This window comes from Paenibacillus sp. N22P23 (genome assembly GCF_059383735.1).
In genome coordinates this window covers 1,173,214-1,194,165 of record NZ_JBXENT010000001.1, presented here as the reverse complement: position 1 = coordinate 1,194,165, position 20,952 = coordinate 1,173,214, and the positions used below count along the sequence as shown (strand labels likewise).

The window sequence follows — 20,952 nt, the reverse complement described above, 5'->3', positions numbered from 1 at the left end:
AAGTTCCAGCTAATAGTTTATCAATATCTAATGATTATTTGTCAATATGGAAGACACGCACTCGTTTGTAAAAAAAATTATAAGTTTCATGTCGGATTCGTTAGGATTGCGTAGGTTTTCGTTATAGTTGTCTACACAGTATTCGATCTAACCTAACATATCTTGTCCATCAGAGAGGTGAAAGGCAACGATAAGGGAGGATTGCAGTGATTGAATTTAAGCAAGTGGAGAAACATTATGGCGACTTTCATGTGCTTAAAGGCATCGATCTGCGAATTGAGCAGGGAGAAGTCGTCGTTGTGGTCGGGCCTTCCGGCTCGGGGAAGAGCACCCTCCTTCGCTGCATCAACCGGCTGGAGGCGATTACGAGCGGTGGTCTGACCGTGGGCGGAGTCGACGTCACCGATAAGAAGGCCGACATCAACAAGCTGCGGAGGGAAATAGGCATGGTGTTCCAGCACTTCAATCTCTATCCCCATCTGAAAGTGATCGACAATATAACGCTCGCTCCAATGAAGGCACTCAGCGTCCCGAAGCAGCAAGCGGCGGATACAGCCAAAATGTTTTTGGAGAAAGTCGGCATCGCTGACAAGGCGGACGCGTTTCCTTCGCAGCTGTCCGGCGGACAACAACAGCGCGTGGCAATCGCTAGGGCGCTGGCCATGAAGCCGAAGATCATGCTCTTCGACGAGCCGACCTCCGCGCTCGACCCGGAAATGGTCGGCGAAGTGCTGGACGTCATGAAGACCTTGGCGCACGAAGGGATGACGATGGTCGTCGTTACCCACGAGATGGGTTTCGCGCGGGAAGTGGCGGACCGCGTCGTCTTTATGGACAAAGGGCAAATCGTCGAAATCTCTCCGCCGGAGGAATTTTTCGAGCAGCCTCGGGAAGAAAGGGCACGTTTGTTTCTCAATCGCGTTCTGCGCCATTAACGGCTTGCGCACGATCGAACCATGTAACCGTACTATACACTCCCATCATGGAGAGGGGTTTTAAGCGATGAAGAAAAGAAGTTGGATGACGCTTGGCATCGTACTGACGTTTCTTTCAACGGTCTTATTGACCGGATGCGGCAGCAAAGAAGGAGGGAACAACAACGGAGCGAACGGAGATTCGCCGTCCGAGACGGCGTCGACGCTGGGCGACATCAAGAATCGAGGGAAACTCGTCGTCGGCGTCAAGTACGACACGAAGCTGTTTGGCCTGAAAGATCCGGCTAGCGGCAACGTCGAAGGCTTCGACGTCGACGTCGCCAAAGCGCTCGCCAAGGAGATTCTCGGCGACGAGACCAAGATCGAGCTTAAGGAAGTCACTTCCAAAACGCGTATTCCGATGTTAAACAACAACGATATCGATATGATCGTCGCCACGATGACGATTACGGAGGAGCGCAGGAAAGAAGTCGATTTCTCCGACGTGTATTTCAAGGCGGGCCAGTCCCTTCTGGTGAAGAAAGGGAGTCCGATCAAGAGCATCGACGACATTAAGAAAGGCACGAAAATAATGGCCGTGAAAGGCTCGACCTCGGTCGACAACATCAAAGCGAAGGTCCCGGACGCGACCATTCTGGAGTTTGACAACTACCAGGACGCGTTCAGCGCGCTCAAAGCCGGTCAGGGCGATACACTGACGACCGACAACGCGATTTTGTACGGCATGGCCGTTCAGGATCCGAACTACGAGGTTGTCGGTGAGCCGTTCACCGACGAGCCGTACGGCATCGCGATCAAGAAAGGCGCAACCGATCTTCTGAACAGCGTCAACGAAGCATTGAAGAAGCTGCACGACAGCGGCGAATACGACAAGATGTACGAGAAATGGATCGGCAAAGCCCCGTCCGTGGAATAGAGGACTGCGTACAACAGGATGGGTGGCCAAGCGCCACCCATTTTCTGCATATGGGGAATAGCGGGAGGGGATAGCATGCCGGACATATCGATTTTTACGGACCATTTCGGAATCTATATGAAAGGGTTTGGCAACACGATTTGGGCGAGCGTCATTGCTTTGCTTGGCAGCTTCGCACTTGGAACGATCATCGCCGTATTCCGTATTTCGTCCGTTAAGCCGCTGCGGTGGATCGGGACGGCTTACGTCGAGTTCGTTCGGAATATACCGCTGCTGCTGGTCGTTTTTATGTTTTACTTGGGCTTGCCTTCGATCGGCGTGACGTTAAGCGGATTCGTCTGCGGCACGGTCGGATTAATGGTATATACCGCCTCCTTCGTTGCGGAAGCAATCCGGGCGGGCATCATGAGCGTTCCGTCCGGACAGACGGAGGCAGCCAGAGCGTCGGGATTGACGTACATGCAAACGATGCGGCATGTCGTGCTTCCGCAGGCGATTAAAATCGTCATTCCGCCGCTCAGCAACCAATTCATTAACCTCGTGAAAAATTCGTCGATTCTCGGCGTCTTCGCCGGATTCGATCTGATGTATTATGGCGATCAGGTGGCAAGCAAGACGTATGCGACCTTCGACACCTATATCTTCGTCGCAGCGTTGTATCTCGTTCTGACCCTTCCATTAAGCTTCGCGGCGTTGCAGCTCGAACGAAAGTTAGCCAAAAACGGATAGAAATGCCGCGAAACGCAAAATTCGAGAATAACTTTTAGGAGGATCGGCGGATGGACATTGCTGGCGCTTTCTCTTACCATAATCTCATCTTCGTCATGAAAGGTTTCGGCATCACGCTCTGGGTTGCTTTCGTCGCGATCGTGCTGAGCTTCGTGCTGGGCAGCATCACTGGAACGCTGCGTTATATGAGAATTCCGGTCCTAGCCCGCATCCTTGGCGTGCTTGTCGAGCTTATCCGGAATTTGCCTCTGCTGCTGATCTTATTTTTCACCTATTTCGCGTTGCCGGACGTCGGCATCAAATTGGGGGTCATGAGCTCGGCCATCGTCGGTCTGGCGGTATTCGAAGCCGCCATGATCTCGGAAATCGTGCGCAGCGGACTAAGCTCCATCCCGAAAGGCCAGGTCGAAGCCGCCCGTTCGTCGGGTCTCACTTACTCGCAGACGGTTTGGCATATCGTGCTCCCGCAGGGACTGAGGCGCATGGTGCCGCCGATCGTGAGCCAGTTCATCTCCCTGCTCAAGGACACGTCGCTTGCCATCGTTATCTCGCTGCCTGAGCTGATGCATCATTCCAAGATCGTCATCGCGCAAAATTTCGATTATACCATTCCGATTCTGGCGCTTGTGGCCGTCTTGTATTTTGCGGTCAACTACGCGCTATCGCTTGCAGCTAGGAGCCTGGAAAACAAATGGGGCTAAGCATCCAAGGATTTTAGAATCCTGATGGGAGTCATTCCTATAGCCATACAAAATTGGTCTAAATCCGAAAGCATGCAAATTACCATCGTCGCTATCGTCGTAGCGGTTGCCGGGGAATTCAAGATCAACCCGTTCATCGGCGAGGTCTTTCGCATCGGTCTTGGCTGCAGCTCCTTTCTGTTCTTACTGCTGTTGATGAGCCATCTGCCTTATTGGCGTACGGGGATCGCAGCAGGCGTGACGGTGCTGCTATTTCGGGTATCGTTCGACGCAGCCGCCACAGCTGGGACATTCTATCTTCTGGGCAGCGTGAAGACGCACTTCTCCGCCATGCTCTTTTATGTGGTCTTCGGGGCCGGCATGGCCCTCATTCAACGCAGCATGCATCAAATGAATCCGCTTATTCTCGGCGCGTGCGTGTCGCTGATCGACGTGGTCTCCAATGAAGCGGAGCTGCTGATGCGTAGCGCGGCTTTCGGACTACCGTATTTTCAGATGAATCAGTGGATACTGATTTCGGTCATCGCCGTGGTGCGCAGCTATTTTACGACGGGCATCTACAGCAGCATCGCCGTGCACCAAATGCGAAGCGTTCACGCCGAACAGCAGAAACGGATCGAACAAATGATCAATGTCGGCAGCGGGCTCTATGGCGAGGTCTTCTATTTGCGCAAATCGATGGATGTAATCGAACAGATTACCGCGAAGAGCCACGATCTGTACGGTTTACTGAACAAGGAGGGGTTGTACGACTTTGGTCGGACCGTTCTCGGGATCACCCAGCAGATTCACGAGGTGAAGAAGGATTCTCAGCGCATCCTGGCGGGATTGACGAAACTGGTCGACCTGGAGAGCGCCCCGGAAATGACCTTGACGGAGATCGTCGAGCTAGTGAGAAAGTCGAATGGCGAATACAGCCGTATGCTTAAGAAAGAAGTGCGGATTGAGAAGGATGTCGGTATCGATTACCTGACCGCCCACTACATCCCGCTAATCACCGTTCTAAACAATTTGACGGCCAACTCGGTCGAAGCGATCGAGCGTCATGGAACGATACGCATCCACGTACGCGAACGCGAAGGAGATACGTTGTTTATCGTCAGCGATACGGGGACGGGGATCGCCGAACAGGATAAGGATATGGTATTCGAGCCCGGGTTTACGACCAAATTCAATCAGGAAGGCGTCGCGGCGACCGGCATCGGCCTCTCGCATGTTCGCGATATCGTCGGCTCGTTCACGGGCAGACTTCTCCTGACGGAACCGAGGCGGGACGCTGAAACCACGTTCGCCGCTGCTTTTCCTACCTTTAAGTTGAAGAAGGGAGTGTAGGTGCAATGCTATCGTTCTGTATTGTCGACGACGATGCGGTAAGCAGGCGGATGCTCCAGACGATTATCGAGAAAGGCGGCGTTGGTGAGGTGGTCGGAATGGCGGCGGGCGGGGTTGAAGGGAAGCGGCTTGTAATGGAAGAGAACCCCGATGTCGTCCTCATCGATCTATTGATGCCGGACCAGGACGGAATAGAAACGATCGCGAAGCTGAAACGGGAAGGGTACGAGGGCAAGTATGTCATGATCTCCCAGATTGAGAACAAAGATATGATCAGCAAAGCATATCAAGCGGGCATTGAATTTTATATCCAGAAGCCGATTAACCGGGTAGAAGTCAAAGCCGTGCTCGGGAAAGTATGCGAGCAATGGCGATTAGGCCGTTATCTGAAGGAAATCAAACAGTCGATCGCGAAGTTGGATGACCTGAATTCGGAGCCCGTGAGCGCTCGGAAGAAGCAAGATGCCAAAGAAATCATGCGGGTAATCTTAGTGGACATGGGCATCATCGGGGAGAGCGGAAGCCATGACATCATCGAGATGATGTTATGGCTGATTCAACGACATCAGGGCAGGGGCCTCCCGCCGCTGAAAGCGTTGTACGAGGTGGGAGCCCGAGTGAGCAAACCGGAAGGCGGCGAAATCGAGAAGGAAGGGAAGGCGGTCGAGCAGCGCGTTCGTCGGACCGTCATCGCAGCTTTATCCAACTTGGCGAGCATCGGGCTCACGGATTACAGCCACCCGAAGTTCGAGCATTACGCACCGCTTTATTTCGACTTCGAGGACGTGCGTCTCAAGATGCGGGAAATCGACGAGAAATTCCCGCAGGAGAAGCGCAAAGTCAATATCAAGAAATTTCTTCAAGTGCTGTACCTGGAGACGCTTGATAAAATGAAAAATCAGTAAAATAGTCGATCTCCTCATGTAGGGAAGGAATGAAGAGTACGTTTTGTTGTGATTCAGGCTGAGCGTACACAAAAAAGAAACCGTCCACGCTCAGCGAGTGCTGTGCCGGGACGGTTTTTTTCCGTGGTGCCGCGAGTCACGTATTCGCTTTGCCCGTATAGACATTGATGTGGTCAATATGCGCGATTTTGCCTTTGGCGACTTTACTTGGGCCGACGAATTTCAGTTCGTATGCTTTGGATGGATGGTAAACATAGATTTTGTCCGTGCCGGTGAAGCGGACTTCCTTAGGCATGCCAAGCGTTTTGATGACGGACGCGAAGGTCAGCGATTTGATGCCTCCCGTCCGATCAATGGACGTCCCAAAATTTCGCAAATCATAGATGACGCCGGATTTATTGACGCCGAAGCTGTATTCGCCTTTTCCCATGCCCAAATTGTACGCTTCGTAATGGTTGCCTTTCAGGTCACCGCCTACATCCGGTTCGCCCCATTTGTAATGAACGGCGGAGATCGGCGTTTTGCCCGCGATGGCGTTTAAGCCTGGGATTTTTCCTTCGCTCGCAAGCTTGTAAATGCTCTTAATATAGTCATTCTGTGCGTTCGTGCTAGCACTAGCGCTGGCTGCTGCCGCGTGGACATTCGAATGTGAGATTGCCGTCATGGAGCTTACCGCGATCAATCCGGTCAAGGCCAGCTTGGCGGCTAATTTATACGAGTGTTTCGATTTGTACAACATTTAGAATTTCACCTCTTATTATTATTGGAGACAAGGGACGGTTGGCTTGGCTTACAACCTCATAATACCCAGACCAGCCTCGAAAGGAATGTCAGAACGGTAAAGAAACAGTTACAAGAAGGTAACGAGAGATTCGACCTGTAGGAATGTGAAATGATAGTTTCCGTCTTACTTTCAGGTGAAAATAGTGAAGATAGTTATCTTATTAGGATGCCAATCCGTGGTGGGCGCAGGTCTTATCTACTTGGTGCTTATCGTCGCGGGCTTAATTACGCTGCTGCCAATGGTGAACGTGTGGGCCATTTCGTTCAGCGAAGCGCATGAGATTTACAAGAACCCCATGATGCTCTGGCCCAAATCGTTCACGCTCGAATCATTCGGGATTACAGTATTCGTCACCTTGGTGGGTACCTTCTTAAATCTTATATTTACGGCAACAGGTGCATATGGTTTATCGAAGACTCATATTCCGGGCCATCGGTTTTTGTTATGGATCGTCATTATCCCGATGCGGAACTTCTTCTGGAGCAACCCGGAGAGTTTGGAGGAGTCGGCCCGTATCGATGGGGCTTCGGATATGCGCGTGCTATGGAGTATTATTCTGCCGTTGTCCAAACCGGTTATTGCAACTGTCCGGCTAGTTCTATGTAGTCGGTCATTGGAACGACTTCTACTCCGGGCTTTTCTAGGCTCCGTCAAAGGTTAATCAACTATTCATGGCTATGAAAGAGAGGTTGATGGTTTTATGAGTACGAACGCCGTCCAAACGACGAAAGAGGAGATTCTGGCGCACTACAAGGAAAATGGCTTCGCCGTCATTCCGAATGCGTTGTCGCAGGAGGAACTGGACTACTTGAACACCATGGTAGAGGCATCCTTGAAAGAATCGCCGGAGCAATGGCATAAGCCGATTGAAGGCGCGGTCGGCACGGGCAGCTTCCTCGCGAAGCATCCGCTTGAGATGGATCGATTCATTCGTCATCCCAAAATCTTTCCGCTTATTCAGGAAGTGCTGCTTGGAGAGGCGCGTTTTGCTCAATTTGATTTTCGGGATGTTTCCGCGGAACGGGCGAGCGCCAGCGAGATGAATTTCCACCGGGATATCAGCTATTACGGCACGATAGGCGGGAAAATCTTTGATCCGGAAAATCCGTATATCAGTACGTATACATGTGTCATCTATTATTTGTCGGATGTTCATGAGTGCTGCCCAGCGTTCTGTTTAGTACCGAACAGCCATATGTATGGAACGCTTGATGAAGCGAAGGCAAAGCAGGGGGAAGCTTACCGGGAGATCCCGATCCGGGGCAAAGCCGGTACCGCCGTGCTTTACAATATTACGACGTATCATACGCGAAAAGGCGGGAGCGCGGATTGTACGCACGGGCGGCGGACGATGCATAACTATCATTCTCGGGCGACAAGCTACCCGCTGACGAACTGGGCGACGGTACCTGAAGTGCTTGCGCTAAGCGATGATCAAGATACCCGGCTGTTTTATTCGCAATGGACGCCTAATCAAGTGAAATATGCAAAAGAGAACTATACGAAACCAATCCCTCCCTATTATCCGGTTCATATGGTCAAGTAGCCTCGATGAGGGCCGCTCAAGCAGCGGCCTTTTTTGTCGATTCCTAATTTGGACATGGATGGTGATTAAGGAATTAGCGGGAAGCTATCGAGAATGCGGCGCTCATACGAAGCAACGATGGCACAGATGGAAGACGATCGGCGGTTCAAGAATTCTCAATAGAAGATCGAGAAAATGATGCTATACTAAAAACTGAGCATGCCAAATAACCCTCCAGTGCTGAGTTGGAAAGTTTGGTTTCATTTGTTAGCCGTTTGTTTATACAGGCGATCATTGCTACTTTGTGGGTTTTTTGGAGGGGAAATTCAAATGAAAAGCAAGCTGCTAATGACACTTGTTACTCAGTTAACTTTTTGCTTTCTTTTTTCGTCTTGTGATTCCAATAATACATCATTTGAAGTAACGAAAGAAAAGATTTCGATTGAAAAAGCCAAAAAACTGATATTAGCAACTCCGGATATATCTCAATCGAGAAAAACGGATATTGAACTAATGGAAATTACTCCCTCTACTATTTGGGATCAAACAAAGTGTCAGCTTTTTAAAATTGTAGATAATTATAAGAACTCGGAAACGTTTATCGTGGTGAATCAAAAAGCTGTTCATATAGGTAACGGGTTTGGCGGGTTCGGCCTAACAAGCGCTGTACCATACGATGTCAATAAAGACGGGATTTTGGACATTGTATATGCCTATTCATGGGGATCAGGCATCCATCGCTCTGTTATTTCGTGGCTCGATATCAAGAGTTTTACCGAGCATCATATTGAAGAAATGCCTGACAGAACGGTATCTAGAGCGGATGATTTGATATTGAAAATTGAAAATAATGAAGTCGTAGTTTATCGCATTGCAGGTATGGATGAAAGTAAAATCAATTTAGAACGTTTGCGATTATACCCCTCAGACAAGGATATCGAATACATGGCACTAGAAAAGGAAGGGACATTGGTTTGGAAAAATAATGAATATTACAATAAACATTAATGAAGCTAGAATGTCGATAGTGGACTCCTTGACACTTTAAACTGTAACTAATATAATTACAGTATTAAGAAGGACGGCTAACCGGGCAAACTGCTTATGCAACGTCCTCTTTTCTTAACCAAACTGTAACTAAAATACATACAGTTTGGTTGTCCATTCTAAAGACAGGTGGTGCAGACGATGAGCTTTGCGATCAGTGATTGGGTACAAGGCAGAACGAAGGACGGGGAACTTATTCAAGGATTTGTTACGTCGATGAACGAAAAACAAAACACTGCAAGCGTTTATATCGTACTATCCGATCACGATGCGGCGGTCGGCACTACGGTCGCTGTGTTGAGCAGCTGGATCAAGAAGCAGCCGGAGGTGCAGGTGCTGGACTACGAGGAGCCGATCCTAGACTTTATCGAGCTGGCGCTGGCCACGCGTGACGAAGAATGGTTCGCGGAGCTGACGAAACGGCTGCACGAGGTGGTACAAAAGAAAGCGAGCGGCAGCAACAAAACTCCGATTCTGTATAACCGAAATAGTTTCGGCCGCAGCTCGATGAGGTTTTAGAGCCAAGGTACAATTATTATGACGATAAACAATACATTGAGAACTATGTTAGAAAATTAAAAGACCCCTTTAAATTTCTATGTGATGCTTATAGATTCAGGTAAAGGTGACTCGAGAACCGCCGCTTAGTTACAAGCCAGCGGTTTTTTATTATCTAATGAGAGAAAAGAGAAGAATCTGTCGGGTGACAAGAACATTATCTCATTTCCGAGGATAGGCAGGGAATCGTATAATGAAGGTAGCCAGCCAGTTGCACGTCTCCACTTTAGCCTAGCGATTCTCGCTCCCATGTCTCAACAGGTCATAGACCTAAGTTCCTTTAAAGAAATGCTCATTTCGTATCCAATTAAAAGGAAAACAGTTCTTTAATAAAGGAGTTGTATAAAATGAATGAAAATAAAGGTACAGAAATAAAACGTTCTTCAAAAGCAGAAAACATTCTACCTCAGATCAATAGTAAAACTAAGCTAGGCGACTTACGAATAATCGCAAAGGACATTAGAAAAGATCACGAACTAGCTATGGAACTTTGGTCAACCGAAGAGTTTTTGCCCAGACTATTAGCAATCTTAATTATGGATAAAAAACTTCTTTCACAAGAAGTGCTAAATAAGCTTGATAAGGATATGCAGACTCACACTTTTGATGAGCGAAATAACTTAATGGATTGGTTAATGGCTAATCAGCTCACCAAAGACAAGAAGACAATTGCATGGATGGAGTCATGGGGAAATAGCCCTTCTGCTCTTCAAAGGCGAGCTTTCTGGTATTATCAAGCGCGATTGAGATGGACTGGACAAACACCGCCTGATAACACCGCAGACTTACTATCTACATTAGAAGCTTATATTACGCAGGAAGAACCGGAAGTTCAATGGGCTATGAATTTCACCGCAGGCTGGATAGGCGTTTATGATGAAAAGAATCGTGCACGTTGTATTAAACTTGGTGAGAAAACGGGTCTTTACAAAGATGAAATCGTAGCAAAAGGATGTACTCCCAGCTATTTACCGGAGTTCATTACGATTGAAGTTAACAAACGACATAATAATAGTTACATTTGAAAAATTTATTAAGGATTAATGTAAAAATAAAGGAATTCAAAGCGTTAATTATGAAAATTGTAATAGGCTTGGACCGAAAAATAAAGAAAACTTTGATGAAGCTGCCGGCAGAATCGGCGGCTTAATTCCGTTAACGGGCAGAATACAGTAATGGAGTACCATTCCATAAGCACGAAAAAATGGTATTGTTGATGTTACTCAACATTGGACGGCTATGTAAGCTGTCACATCACACTAAAGTGGAGGGTAATATCTTTGATGAAAAATAAGTTTGACTCTGCGAAAAAAGCTCTTTGATTTCAGTAATATTGCTTATTCTAGTTGGTTTAAGTGTTCCAATTAGGCGAACGTAACATAATTTACAAACAGAACGTCTATGAAGCATCAAAGAAAATAGGGGAATATTTAATGGAATTTCGAATGTTTGTTTTACTCTTTGCTTTTGTGTTCGTTGTAACAGGCTGCGCAAACGAAAAAATCGATCAAATTAATATTTATAAAATGAAAAGCTTTCAAGAGATGGAGCAGAATTCATTAAAAGTAATTACGGATACAGATGATATCTCCGTTTTCAGCAGAGCATTTAAGCATGCAACAAAGAACCCAGGCATAGCCGATATGGCAGACCCACAATATAAAGTTGAGTTGGGCAAAGAAACCTATTTTCTTTGGATAACTGAAGAGGCTGGAACAATTGAGAACGTAAATCATACAAATACCACTTACTCCATATCAAAGAAATCGGCTGGAGAGGTTTACCAACTTGTGATGAGCTACTATTAAGCTAAAGGTGAACGATACTTGAACGGCTGCCAAAACACTTCAAACTAATGCATTAATTTAGGCATGGCAACAATATGTTTCTAAAGTTATGAAGAGCTATAATTTCTATCTCCGTAGAGAGGTGACTACACATGAACCAAAGACCGTCAGAAGAAGAATACGCCGGGGACTCCGGCGAGTATATCCGGTTGGTGCCGGAAGGCAACATCATCGACATTCTGCTTGCCCAGGAAAAGCAAATGACCGTGCTGCTGGCCTCTTTGTCCGAAAGCCAAGGTGCGTATCGGTATGCGGAAGGGAAATGGACGCTTAAGGAAGTCGTGGGCCACATCGCGGACGGGGAACGCGTCATGACCTACCGCCTGCTCCGGTTCGCAAGAGGGGACCAGACGCCACTGCCCGGATTCGACCAGGAATTATTAATGCCTCCTTTCGGAAGCTGGACAATTGCGCAATCGGCCGAAGACTATCGGGCGGTAAGGCAATCGACGATCACGCTGTTGCGCGGGTTACCGGCGGAGGCGTGGTCCCGTAAGGGCACAGCCAACGACGTAAGCATTACGGCGCGCGCCCTCGCGTACGGCATTGCAGGACACGAACTTCATCACATGGGGGTCATCCGAAATCGTTACTTGAGATAATCGTTCGGAAGATCGGGACGGAAGCTTGCGCGGACAACGCGGCTTCCGTCCTTACTATGACCCGCCCTTCTCACCCGGTTTGGACAGTTCTCAACGGAAATACATCGTTAAGCTAACGAGGACCGATAAATCAAAACTCTGAAGCAGCAGCCGGCCAGAATGATCGGCTGCTTTTTCGTTACAGTAAGCGAGATGAAAAAAAGCCGTGCTTCGAGCAGTTATATGCAAAAATCTGCATAGGGGAACTGGATATGCGAGGAATATTATTGTCGATGACAAGAACATTGTCCGATTCCCGATTCGTGATAAGAACATGATCCGATTGCCGACAATCAGCCGGCTAGTAATAAATGGTTTACACGGGAACGTATGTGCGCTATTATGAGGGTGAAACCAAATAATGGATATCCAACTAATTTTTAATTAACTCAGCATCTACTAGAGTGAACTAAAAAACAGAGTATAAAAAGGAGCTGTCATTTTGACTTCAAACGAATCGATCAGAAGAGGCGAATTTGGATTAACGTTCCCTGTACGTCTAGTATCCGATGTTAGAAAGTCTCAGGAATGGTATCGCAATGTGCTGCAATGTCACGACATCAGCGGCTATGGACATGCAACTCGGGGAGACGGGGGAGGCATGGGACTTATTGTCATCACAGCCGCTTCACCGGACCATATTCGCCCGAACGCAGTCGCACAGAAGCACAAGGATGAACCGGCGGAAGCGGCAAGCTCGGAGTATGGCTGTGATTCCTTGGTTGAGGTCGCGTGGGATAACCTGGCTTACATCGTCGAGGAAGTACGCAGCAGAGGCGGCAAAATTACGGTAGAGCCTTATGAATACGCGCACGAAGGCCGGCTTCATAAGAAAGCAAAAATTGCCGATTATGACGGATATAACATCGTTTTGAGCGCCAACCGGTCGCAGACGGATGAACCGACTTCGTACCAGTCAGAAGATAAGTTTATTAAGACGATTCAAGTACGCCTTGTTTCCGATTTGAAGAAGTCGCTAGACTGGTACAAGAACGTGCTGGGATGCGACGAGGTGAATGACTCCGGGTACGCCAGACGGGGAGATCCAGACGTGCCGTATCCTGTAATGGAAGTGATTTTACAGCAGGCTGTATCCCCACAGGATGTGCATCCGAATGCGACGTCCGCTAAAGTTAGAGGCGTTGAAGGTTTGTGGGAAGGCCCTGATCACCCGTGGGATACTTTTGTTCATGTGCCGTGGGATGATGTGAGGCTTATCGTTGAAGAAGTGAGAGCCAAAGGGGGTACAATCGGAACGGAACCGATTGAATTTCACGGAGATGAATGGGACTCTATCAACGCGCGAATTATGGACCCGGATGGGTACAGCATTTTTCTTGGAGGCATGAGAGGGAAAGACGAAGCCTAAAAAGCTGCCGACACGTTCGGCGGCTTCATTACGTTAATTGGCAGGATAGCGTAGTCACTTAGCGAATACCTTAGGTATGGCGAATTTACGAAGTTCGCACATCATTGCAAGTTTAAATCAAAGGTGGTTTACATGAAACAAGCTGATGTAAATAAATTGGTGAACAATCAAATAAAAGTTCAAGCAAAGAAATTGAATTGGAAATTTAGTTCGGGATTTGCGTTTATACATAGGGAATCATTATTTTTTGTTGTACTTATAAATCCGAATGCAAGGAATCATAAGATTTCCTATAGCTTAAATTATAAACTATTTGATTTTGATAAAATTTTTTGGGATTTAGTAGACCTTAAGGAAAACAACGATTTTCCACTGAGTTTTCATGCACAAGGTGCCTGGACTGCACCAACAATGCAAATAAATAATGAAATATTTGAGATCCGTGATTGGAATGACACTCAAGAATTAGATCACTTACTTTCAAGAATTTTGAATGAAGCTAATGAAATTTCTCTGGAAGTTTCAAGAAAAATAAATAATGTTGAAAAGAATCTTGAATATATCGAAGAACTTTATAAAGAACAATTAATAGAATACCCTTTGAGTAAATTGAATATTTTTAAAGAACAAGTAATGACTGCTGTCTTAATGAATGATTATTTAACTGCTCAAAGAATCAGTGAAAATCGAATAAATGAAAGGGATTCTGGTGGATTTATGAATGGAAATAAATCATTCTATGAAATGACTATCGATTATTTAAAAACTAATGTTAAATAATAAGTGTTTGAGCAGAAACATAGATGCGGAAACGTCCACTAATACCCTATTCACGCTTCTGGACATTCGCCTCTCATCCTTCTTTATTGAAGTAACGGGCACGATAGTTGAATACGAACGGGCAGCACACACAGGGAGGAAGCAGATTGATTAATCTTGTGCGCAATGAAAATATGAAGATCTATCGACGGACGAGAACGTGGATTCTGGTCGGATTTATGACAGCATTGGTGCTTTTTGCCAATATTTTGGAATGGCATTCTGATGGAAAACAATCGCAAGGCGAAGGCTGGCGGGCGGAGCTTCAGCAGGAGAAAGAGCACCGAAACGAGCTTTTGTCAAAGCCCGAGCTGGCTGAAGAAAGCCGCACGTATAACCTACAGCGGATTGCCCTCATCGATTATCACCTGGAGCAAAGTATACCCACGACTGAAGGCACGATGTGGGATGGCATAAACGGTTCGGCCTCAATGGTGCTCGTGATTACCGTGATCACAATCATCATCGCGGGAGACATCCTGGCAGGCGAATTCTCGTCCGGCACGATCAAGCTGCTGCTCATCCGGCCGGCTAATCGCCTTATGATCCTAATAGCCAAATATATCGCATCATTGATGTTCGGCATGCTTTTGTTGCTTACGCTTTTTGTCGTATCCGTCACGGTGAATGGTATCTTATACGGCTTTGGGGATCTGAATCTGCCTTTGATCGAAGTGACGCATGATGGGTATGTTGTCGAGAAGAATATGGTCCTCAACCTGTGGAAAACGTATCTGCTTAACGGGGTATCCACGATCCTGTATGTCACCATGGCCTTTATGATCTCGTCCGCTTTCCGAAGCAGCATCATGGCTATTGCGTTTTCCATCGTTAGCATGTTTGCGGGCAATATTCTTCTGGAGGCACTGCAGCGGTTCGATTGGAGCAAGTACCTGTTGTTTGCGAATACAGATCTCACTCAGTATCTGAGTGGGAGACCTTTTCAGGATGGTATGACGCTTTCGTTCTCCATCGGAGTGCTTGCGGTCTACTTTCTTGCATTTAATCTGATTTCCTGGCTTATGTTCACGCGAAGAGACGTGGCGGCTTAAGCTGCCTACGGTTTACACATCAGACGCAGTATTACAATCTCACTTATAATCATGGTAAATGGGAGAAGCTTGAAATTGGAGCCCCTCAACGCAGTAAACCGCCAAAAGCCGCCGACAAGCGGCTTTTTGTATTTTAAAGCAAATATTCAACTAGTCAAACAGCTGAACAAATGTATCCTAGGAAATGGAAAGCGTTAAGCTAAGGGGGGACGATAGCTTAACGAACAAGGAGCAGTTTGCCAGAGGCAGCTGCTCCTTGTTCGTTGAAGTAATGGGCAGGAGACAACTAGCAATAGGGTGCAGTGCAATATGATCGGCTGCCTTTATTCAATTCAACTGCTTAGCTCTGCAAATTTACGAACGAGGCATGTTCTTTATCGAAATAATAACGTCGATAGTTGCTAACGTGACCGAAAAAGTAACGCGTGATGCTGATTAATCGCTTTACATTCAGATCCTTGTTGTACCAGATCGAACGGATTACATTCTTCTGTCTATAATGTTGATCAATCTCAGCCAACAATGCCGGGTCGGAGATGTAGCGCCTCAATACCATCCTCGGCACATTCGTCCATAGCGCAAGAGATTGCCCGTACACGCAATCGTTTTCTTTGCCGTAAACGACTTGGTTTATGAGCGCTTCAATCATGTTCAAACCCGCTGCACGGACAAACAAACTACTTCTACCTAATCGCGGATTAATTTCAAACATCATATATTTACCCGTCCTGCTGTCGAACTTCATGTCAATATTGGAAAATCCGACATAACCGATGTTTTCCAAGAATGCCTTGACCTTAGCATAAATGTCCATATCGAAGCGGCTTATGATGGCGGCGTAATTTCCGAGCGTATTCGGTGCGTACTCTTCGAGTACGGGCTGGCCGAGACACATCATTTTAACATTACCATGGTCATCGGAGTAGCTGTTGATTACGCGCATGGCACTGTCGCCGCCCGGAATAAATTCTTGGATGATCAATTTCCCTTTATAATCGGACGTATTCATATTGCGGATCATCGCTAAATAATCTTCTCGCTTGTCAAAGAAGAACACCTTTTTCTTACCTTCAAAGTGACAATGAAGGTATTCAAACGCATTGCTATTCTCGGGCTTTACTACAATCGGAAATTGAAAATCCATGCGATCTAACGCGGATTCACGTTCGTACGGTTCACAAACGACTGTCTTTGGGTAGTCTAAGCCGAATCGTTCGCACAAGGCATAAAACTTATCTTTTGTATCGAGCGTTTCCAGCAGCTTGTCCGATAGGAAGTGATTTGCTACCAGCCCTTTGAATTTGTCATAATGGCGCGATAACATCCCTGCATAATAATCTGAACAAGGAATGACGATCAATTTCCGATTTGGTTCGGCATATTTCTCCAAGATAGACAACAATGCGTTAGGGAATATGTCTTCTTGGTCGAAGCGGTCAATTTGGACGAGTTCGAACAAAGTGCTATGCATGGTTGGAATCAACAGCCGCGTACAGAGCAGTAGCGGTTTAACCTCGTAGGTTTCGTGGATAAGTCTGACATTACCGTAGGCGTTCTCATCGCTGCCAAGTATAATGGGTAGAAAATTGTGACGATTCATAAGTTCTCCTTGTTTACAAGTTCTTTGTTCTTATTATAGCTTATTTAAGTCCAAGGATCTGGGATGTTCAAGCGAATGGATTGCCCGACAGCGGACGTTTCTAAAATCGGTGGCCTGTTGAGCTAACGGGCAGGATCCATGGCCAAACGCATCCTTTTAAAGGACTCCATTTTACGACTATTATTCAATGTTTTGTTTTTATATAAAGTCCTTTATAATCCTTTTTTTGGTGGCATTGTGTCCAAGCTATAGTATGAAAAAAACATATGATACTATTATTAACTTCCAGAAAGGAAAATGCAGTTTCATCAAGTCTAACGTTAAGAAGGGATGAATAAATGGCATTATTATCAACCGGTCCAATTATAAACGAACCTGTAGATGGGATGAGACCAACTCAACAAGTCACGATTAAAATGGATAACCGCGATCTTGTTAATTATTCTATCATTCTACTAGAGGGTTATGTTTTAAACGGGACCCGGTCGTTGTATGTACAGGAATTGTTCTCCATCCAACCTAATGCAGTTGTTACAAAAAACTATTCAGCAAATTTTGACACATTCCAATTCGTTTTTACAACAAGTGGTCCAGCAGCAGACAGTACTGAAATTTCTTTTTGGGGAAAAGATTTATCCGGACAGTTAGTAACAGCTCATCGTCTTGTATCAGATGAACTTTTGGGATCAGGCACCGGACCTCAAGGATCTACTGGACCTACTGGAGCAACTGGTGCAATGGGAGTAGCGGGAACGATAGGAGCGACGGGGGCCACAGGGGCAACGGGATCAACGGGTGAAACCGGAGCAACAGGAGCCACGGGAGACACAGGTCCTTCTCAGTTACTTGTGAATCAGACGGCATTTGTTGATTCTCTGTATGGTAACAACGCAACAGCCATGCTTGATGACATGACCAAACCATGGCAAACGGCTGCTGCGGCTGTGGCTGCTGCTCCATCGGGCACAACAATCATAGTACGTCCTGGATCCTATACGGAGACGAATTTGGCCAAAGATGGGATCAGTTGGGTATTCGAGAAGGGGGCCGTAGTCACAGCAGTTGAAAATCTTTTTGATGATCTGGGGATCGCGATTGATTTTGATGTGCTTGGTGAGGGTCAGTTTCTGACCAATGGAGCAACGATTGCGGGCAGTTCCATTCTTCAAAGCACTGGTGCCAGCACGATCCACTTTGAATGTGAATCTATGCTTGATACGGTAGGCAATACGATCAATCTCACCGGAGGCGGCAATTACACCATCAACGTCCAGGAGAGTATCACGAACAGCTTCATCGGAGGTTCTGCGCTTGTGATTTCAAGCGGAACATTGTTTATGAATGCTTTTGAAATTACGAATGATACGAGCGGTACAGATGATCTCATTCTGTTTACGGGGGCAGTACCGATTAGTGTGAATCTCGAAGCCACGATGATCACTAGCGGGGGCAGGGCTATATTGGTGAACAACAGCGCCCCGAATCAAACATCGCTCATCACCATGCGCACCCGAACCATCCAGACCAATTCCGGACTTATCCTAGATGTCGCCTCTGTATTTTCCGGAAGCATGATCAGCTACTCCATAGCTTTGGTAGGCGTTACTCAAGGGGTATCTGTTCTAGGTGGCTTGGTTACTTTGAATTCTTTTATTTTGGAAGTCATAAATTTAGCTTCACCAGCACTCGTTCTTGGAGGGTCAACTCTCTTCTTAGGTGATTTCAATCGAATATTTAGTCAAGATCGATGTATCCTCATGCAAAATGGGGAGGCAGTTATCCACACCAAAATAATGAACTCCTTCCAGACAGTGTCCTCAGTCATCGATCTTCAAGGCGGTCAAATGAGATTGCAAGCAGATCTTATTTCAGGCGAGTCAGGCTGTATTCAAGTAACTGGAGGCAGTCACAAGCTGACTGTCATGCAGATGTCGACCAATGGACTGACGGTTCCGGCAGTACGCGTGGCCAATAATAGCATCTTATTCCTCAACTTCCAGGAAATTTTCGGTTCTGTAAACGGACTTATTACAGTGGAGAGCGGCGGCAATTTGAATATGCTCGGAGATCGTATCACCACCAATGATAGCGGCAGCGGCCTTAAAACAGCCTTGCTTATGTTGGACGGCCTAGTCGATGCGAACGTAAATGTAATCTCAGCATTTGGAAGCTGTATCCACCTAGCATCCGGACAAGGCAATCCCACTCTTCGTTGTTATGTGGATGAGTTGTTCAGCTCAGTGAATACAGACCCTATTTTTGCGGGAACTAGCGTAATTCTTCATGAAACAGGCGTCGCCAACATTCGCTTCAATCGAATGGATGCCTTCTTTTCCGCACAGATGATTCGAGTCGTAGGTGGGAACCTTACCATAGAAGGAGATAGCCTATTCAACTTCTCACCCTCTTCTATAGGTATTGTGGTTTCCGGGGGAATTTTTGACGGCAATATCAACAGAATCCACATCGGTACCCGTGCACTGGAAGCGAGCTCAGGCAATGTAACCCTCGCATTCGTTGAGATTAACGTGTTTCAACCAAACACGGAACAAATTATTGTTGCGCTCAGCGGGAATGTTTCCGCACGAATCGTTGGCAGCTTTCTTCAAGGGGGCACGGATTATACAGGTATTGTCGTTTCGGATACCGCATTTCTTGAGGCGCATATCAATGAAATCATCGTAGGCGGTACTTGCTTTCAATATAACTCTACAGCTGCTTCTAACTTTTTCTTCGACAGGCTTACAATTGCTGGCGTTGCGACGATCACTGACACTGCAGCCATTGCTATGTCCACCGGTACGTTGCAGGTAAAGGGAAGCAGGATTGAGAATCAAACGGGACTTCTAACCGGACTCGGTATTCTCCTTATCAATGATGCCAATTTTATCGCAGATATCGATTTCATTCGCTCTTCTAACCACGGGCTGCGAACCTCCAGTACCGGCAGGGTTCAATTATATGCGGATGAGGTAGAGTCTGATGTGGAAGCTATTAACATAAACAACCTGCCTATTGGTAACTCTGCGGATTATACGTTCACAGGTTTATATCGAACCTTTGGTCCCCTCACATCAACGGTTATCATTGACAGTCCAGCTCCGCCTAACGTACTGCGGTTTATCAATACGACTCTTATTAACAATTTTCCCTTTTCTATAACCTCGACTGTTCAAGTCTTAGTCAAAAACTATGGCATTCTTACAGCCACATGCCAAGCGGATGCTAACGTCTCATTTCTACTCCCCGGTTCTCTCATTATAGATCCAGCAGTTAATTAGCGGAATATTACGTGCATATCCGACGTTTGATGAGCGGCGGATTTTTTTGTTTTCTGTTAGAGCACTAGCGTTGCAAAAAACCTTAAAACCCTATTGGATCAATAGGATGGGAAAGTTTTCCTCAGAAGGCTAGTGTTTCTTGCTTAGCTTAGACGAAATGCTTCTTTGTTGGTCAGAATTTCCAGTGGATTTGTTCGAACAAAATAAAGTATTAGACTGGAGTTGTTGATTTGACGCAGTTTTTGAGTTTTAAAATCTTCAGCTTTTGAGAAATAAGTGTCGCTGAGCAGCGAAACTATTCGTCGTGTAGAGAAGTTGACCACGGGAGGATAGCGTAATCACTTCACGAATACCTTTAGGTGTACGAATATTTGCGAATTTTGTATGAGAGGACTTAAAGCATGGAAATTACGTTAAATTAAAAGGATGAATAATCATTTGAAAAAACCATTTGGTCATGAGATGGGACTTGCAATAACCATGGGTCCTAAACTAAAAGCAGAAGTTGAACGACAATTGCTTATAGATTTGAATTTTTATCATGAATTTGATGAAGAACTTAGATTTGATTGGTCAAATAGTTGCATTGAAGGTAAGTCTATGAATTATTTAGCGATGGTTGGATGAACTTTTTGTATTTAGAGGAAAGAGACCAATTAATTGTTTATTGGGATTGCTTAGATGTCTATATAAACGGAATTGAAGTTGAAAAGAAGACTGATTTTCAAACACCAGAACATATTATGATAAAGATGAAACTTAATAAGGATCGAAAAACTTCGAGAGTAAATTAATATTTAACTCATTCAAGGATGAAATCACATTGAACTCCCTCGTACGACGAAACGGTTGGATGTGCTTAAGCAGCTAGCTGTAGTGGCATCGTTTTTTGAGGATTGTAGGCTTCACGG

The 20,952-nt window shown here is 46.2% G+C and carries 20 protein-coding genes; 18 read left to right on the top strand and 2 right to left on the bottom strand.

Features of this window, described 5'->3' with window-relative positions; genetic code table 11:
• Positions 1 to 206 precede the first annotated feature (206 nt).
• From AC506A_RS05750 to AC506A_RS05725, 6 genes are all read left to right on the top strand, one after another.
• Entirely contained in the window at positions 207 to 935 is a 729-nt protein-coding gene (locus AC506A_RS05750) for an amino acid ABC transporter ATP-binding protein (protein WP_495460010.1), read from the top strand.
• Positions 936 to 1,002: 67 nt separating this feature from the next.
• A complete protein-coding gene (locus AC506A_RS05745) occupies positions 1,003 to 1,851 on the top strand; it encodes a glutamate ABC transporter substrate-binding protein (protein ID WP_495460009.1) in 849 nt (282 codons plus the stop codon).
• 75 nt (positions 1,852 to 1,926) lie between these two features.
• Entirely contained in the window at positions 1,927 to 2,580 is a 654-nt protein-coding gene (locus AC506A_RS05740; RefSeq protein ID WP_495460008.1) for an amino acid ABC transporter permease, read from the top strand.
• Between the two features lie 50 nt (positions 2,581 to 2,630).
• Entirely contained in the window at positions 2,631 to 3,281 is a 651-nt protein-coding gene (locus AC506A_RS05735) for an amino acid ABC transporter permease (protein WP_495460007.1), read from the top strand.
• 24 nt (positions 3,282 to 3,305) lie between these two features.
• A complete protein-coding gene (locus AC506A_RS05730) occupies positions 3,306 to 4,613 on the top strand; it encodes an ATP-binding protein (RefSeq protein WP_495460006.1) in 1,308 nt (435 codons plus the stop codon).
• 5 nt (positions 4,614 to 4,618) lie between these two features.
• Entirely contained in the window at positions 4,619 to 5,518 is a 900-nt protein-coding gene (locus tag AC506A_RS05725) for a response regulator (protein WP_495460005.1), read from the top strand.
• 136 nt (positions 5,519 to 5,654) lie between these two features.
• Here the strand turns inward: AC506A_RS05725 and AC506A_RS05720 are convergent, their stop codons facing one another.
• On the bottom strand, positions 5,655 to 6,257 hold the full coding sequence (locus AC506A_RS05720; protein ID WP_495460004.1) for a YjgB family protein: 603 nt from the start codon (positions 6,255 to 6,257) through the stop codon (positions 5,655 to 5,657).
• A 220-nt stretch (positions 6,258 to 6,477) separates the two neighbouring features.
• Here AC506A_RS05720 and AC506A_RS05715 point away from each other — a divergent pair, with 220 nt between their 5' ends.
• The 10 genes from AC506A_RS05715 to AC506A_RS05670 all read left to right on the top strand — a co-directional run bounded on the left by AC506A_RS05715 (position 6,478) and on the right by AC506A_RS05670 (position 15,160).
• On the top strand, positions 6,478 to 6,963 hold the full coding sequence (locus AC506A_RS05715; protein ID WP_495460003.1) for an ABC transporter permease subunit: 486 nt from the start codon (positions 6,478 to 6,480) through the stop codon (positions 6,961 to 6,963).
• 39 nt (positions 6,964 to 7,002) lie between these two features.
• The gene (locus AC506A_RS05710) at positions 7,003 to 7,848 is read left to right on the top strand and encodes a phytanoyl-CoA dioxygenase family protein (protein WP_495460002.1); all 846 of its coding nucleotides are present in this window, start codon (positions 7,003 to 7,005) and stop codon (positions 7,846 to 7,848) included.
• A 309-nt stretch (positions 7,849 to 8,157) separates the two neighbouring features.
• Positions 8,158 to 8,835, top strand: coding sequence for a hypothetical protein (locus AC506A_RS05705; protein ID WP_495460001.1), 678 nt, complete (start codon positions 8,158 to 8,160; stop codon positions 8,833 to 8,835).
• Positions 8,836 to 9,015: 180 nt separating this feature from the next.
• Positions 9,016 to 9,393, top strand: a complete 378-nt coding sequence (locus tag AC506A_RS05700) for a hypothetical protein (RefSeq protein WP_495460000.1) — start codon at positions 9,016 to 9,018, stop codon at positions 9,391 to 9,393.
• 386 nt (positions 9,394 to 9,779) lie between these two features.
• Positions 9,780 to 10,457 (top strand): DNA alkylation repair protein, encoded by a 678-nt coding sequence (locus AC506A_RS05695; RefSeq protein ID WP_495459999.1) that lies wholly within the window; start codon positions 9,780 to 9,782, stop codon positions 10,455 to 10,457.
• A gap of 408 nt (positions 10,458 to 10,865) precedes the next feature.
• Positions 10,866 to 11,240, top strand: a complete 375-nt coding sequence (locus tag AC506A_RS05690; protein ID WP_495459998.1) for a YhfM domain-containing protein — start codon at positions 10,866 to 10,868, stop codon at positions 11,238 to 11,240.
• A gap of 131 nt (positions 11,241 to 11,371) precedes the next feature.
• Positions 11,372 to 11,881 carry a DinB family protein gene (locus AC506A_RS05685; protein WP_495459997.1) on the top strand — a complete coding sequence of 170 codons (510 nt, stop codon included), beginning with the start codon at positions 11,372 to 11,374 and terminating at the stop codon, positions 11,879 to 11,881.
• Between the two features lie 481 nt (positions 11,882 to 12,362).
• Positions 12,363 to 13,289, top strand: a complete 927-nt coding sequence (locus tag AC506A_RS05680) for a VOC family protein (RefSeq protein WP_495459996.1) — start codon at positions 12,363 to 12,365, stop codon at positions 13,287 to 13,289.
• Positions 13,290 to 13,421: 132 nt separating this feature from the next.
• Positions 13,422 to 14,069, top strand: a complete 648-nt coding sequence (locus AC506A_RS05675; RefSeq protein WP_495459995.1) for a hypothetical protein — start codon at positions 13,422 to 13,424, stop codon at positions 14,067 to 14,069.
• Between the two features lie 146 nt (positions 14,070 to 14,215).
• Entirely contained in the window at positions 14,216 to 15,160 is a 945-nt protein-coding gene (locus AC506A_RS05670) for an ABC transporter permease (RefSeq protein WP_495459994.1), read from the top strand.
• 340 nt (positions 15,161 to 15,500) lie between these two features.
• Here AC506A_RS05670 and AC506A_RS05665 read toward each other — a convergent pair whose 3' ends face one another.
• Positions 15,501 to 16,760: a carboxylate--amine ligase gene (locus AC506A_RS05665; protein ID WP_495459993.1), complete on the bottom strand. Its 1,260-nt coding sequence runs from the start codon at positions 16,758 to 16,760 to the stop codon at positions 15,501 to 15,503.
• 338 nt (positions 16,761 to 17,098) lie between these two features.
• On the opposite strand from AC506A_RS05665, the gene AC506A_RS05660 reads away from it, so the two are divergent.
• Positions 17,099 to 20,041 (top strand): hypothetical protein, encoded by a 2,943-nt coding sequence (locus AC506A_RS05660; protein WP_495459992.1) that lies wholly within the window; start codon positions 17,099 to 17,101, stop codon positions 20,039 to 20,041.
• 438 nt (positions 20,042 to 20,479) lie between these two features.
• Positions 20,480 to 20,668, top strand: a complete 189-nt coding sequence (locus AC506A_RS05655; RefSeq protein WP_495459991.1) for a hypothetical protein — start codon at positions 20,480 to 20,482, stop codon at positions 20,666 to 20,668.
• Positions 20,669 to 20,952: the final 284 nt, after the last annotated feature.

What these genes read in the sequence shown, in the direction of transcription:
- AC506A_RS05745 (WP_495460009.1), top strand. Translation starts at nt 1,003, where the DNA reads ATGAAGAAAAGAAGTTGGATGACGCTTGGCATCGTACTGACGTTTCTT.
- AC506A_RS05740 (WP_495460008.1), top strand. Translation starts at nt 1,927, where the DNA reads ATGCCGGACATATCGATTTTTACGGACCATTTCGGAATCTATATGAAA.
- AC506A_RS05735 (WP_495460007.1), top strand. Translation starts at nt 2,631, where the DNA reads ATGGACATTGCTGGCGCTTTCTCTTACCATAATCTCATCTTCGTCATG.
- AC506A_RS05730 (WP_495460006.1), top strand. Translation starts at nt 3,306, where the DNA reads ATGGGAGTCATTCCTATAGCCATACAAAATTGGTCTAAATCCGAAAGC.
- AC506A_RS05725 (WP_495460005.1), top strand. Translation starts at nt 4,619, where the DNA reads ATGCTATCGTTCTGTATTGTCGACGACGATGCGGTAAGCAGGCGGATG.
- AC506A_RS05720 (WP_495460004.1), bottom strand. Translation starts at nt 6,257, where the DNA reads ATGTTGTACAAATCGAAACACTCGTATAAATTAGCCGCCAAGCTGGCC.
- AC506A_RS05710 (WP_495460002.1), top strand. Translation starts at nt 7,003, where the DNA reads ATGAGTACGAACGCCGTCCAAACGACGAAAGAGGAGATTCTGGCGCAC.
- AC506A_RS05705 (WP_495460001.1), top strand. Translation starts at nt 8,158, where the DNA reads ATGAAAAGCAAGCTGCTAATGACACTTGTTACTCAGTTAACTTTTTGC.
- AC506A_RS05700 (WP_495460000.1), top strand. Translation starts at nt 9,016, where the DNA reads ATGAGCTTTGCGATCAGTGATTGGGTACAAGGCAGAACGAAGGACGGG.
- AC506A_RS05695 (WP_495459999.1), top strand. Translation starts at nt 9,780, where the DNA reads ATGAATGAAAATAAAGGTACAGAAATAAAACGTTCTTCAAAAGCAGAA.
- AC506A_RS05690 (WP_495459998.1), top strand. Translation starts at nt 10,866, where the DNA reads ATGGAATTTCGAATGTTTGTTTTACTCTTTGCTTTTGTGTTCGTTGTA.
- AC506A_RS05685 (WP_495459997.1), top strand. Translation starts at nt 11,372, where the DNA reads ATGAACCAAAGACCGTCAGAAGAAGAATACGCCGGGGACTCCGGCGAG.
- AC506A_RS05675 (WP_495459995.1), top strand. Translation starts at nt 13,422, where the DNA reads ATGAAACAAGCTGATGTAAATAAATTGGTGAACAATCAAATAAAAGTT.
- AC506A_RS05665 (WP_495459993.1), bottom strand. Translation starts at nt 16,760, where the DNA reads ATGAATCGTCACAATTTTCTACCCATTATACTTGGCAGCGATGAGAAC.
- AC506A_RS05660 (WP_495459992.1), top strand. Translation starts at nt 17,099, where the DNA reads ATGGCATTATTATCAACCGGTCCAATTATAAACGAACCTGTAGATGGG.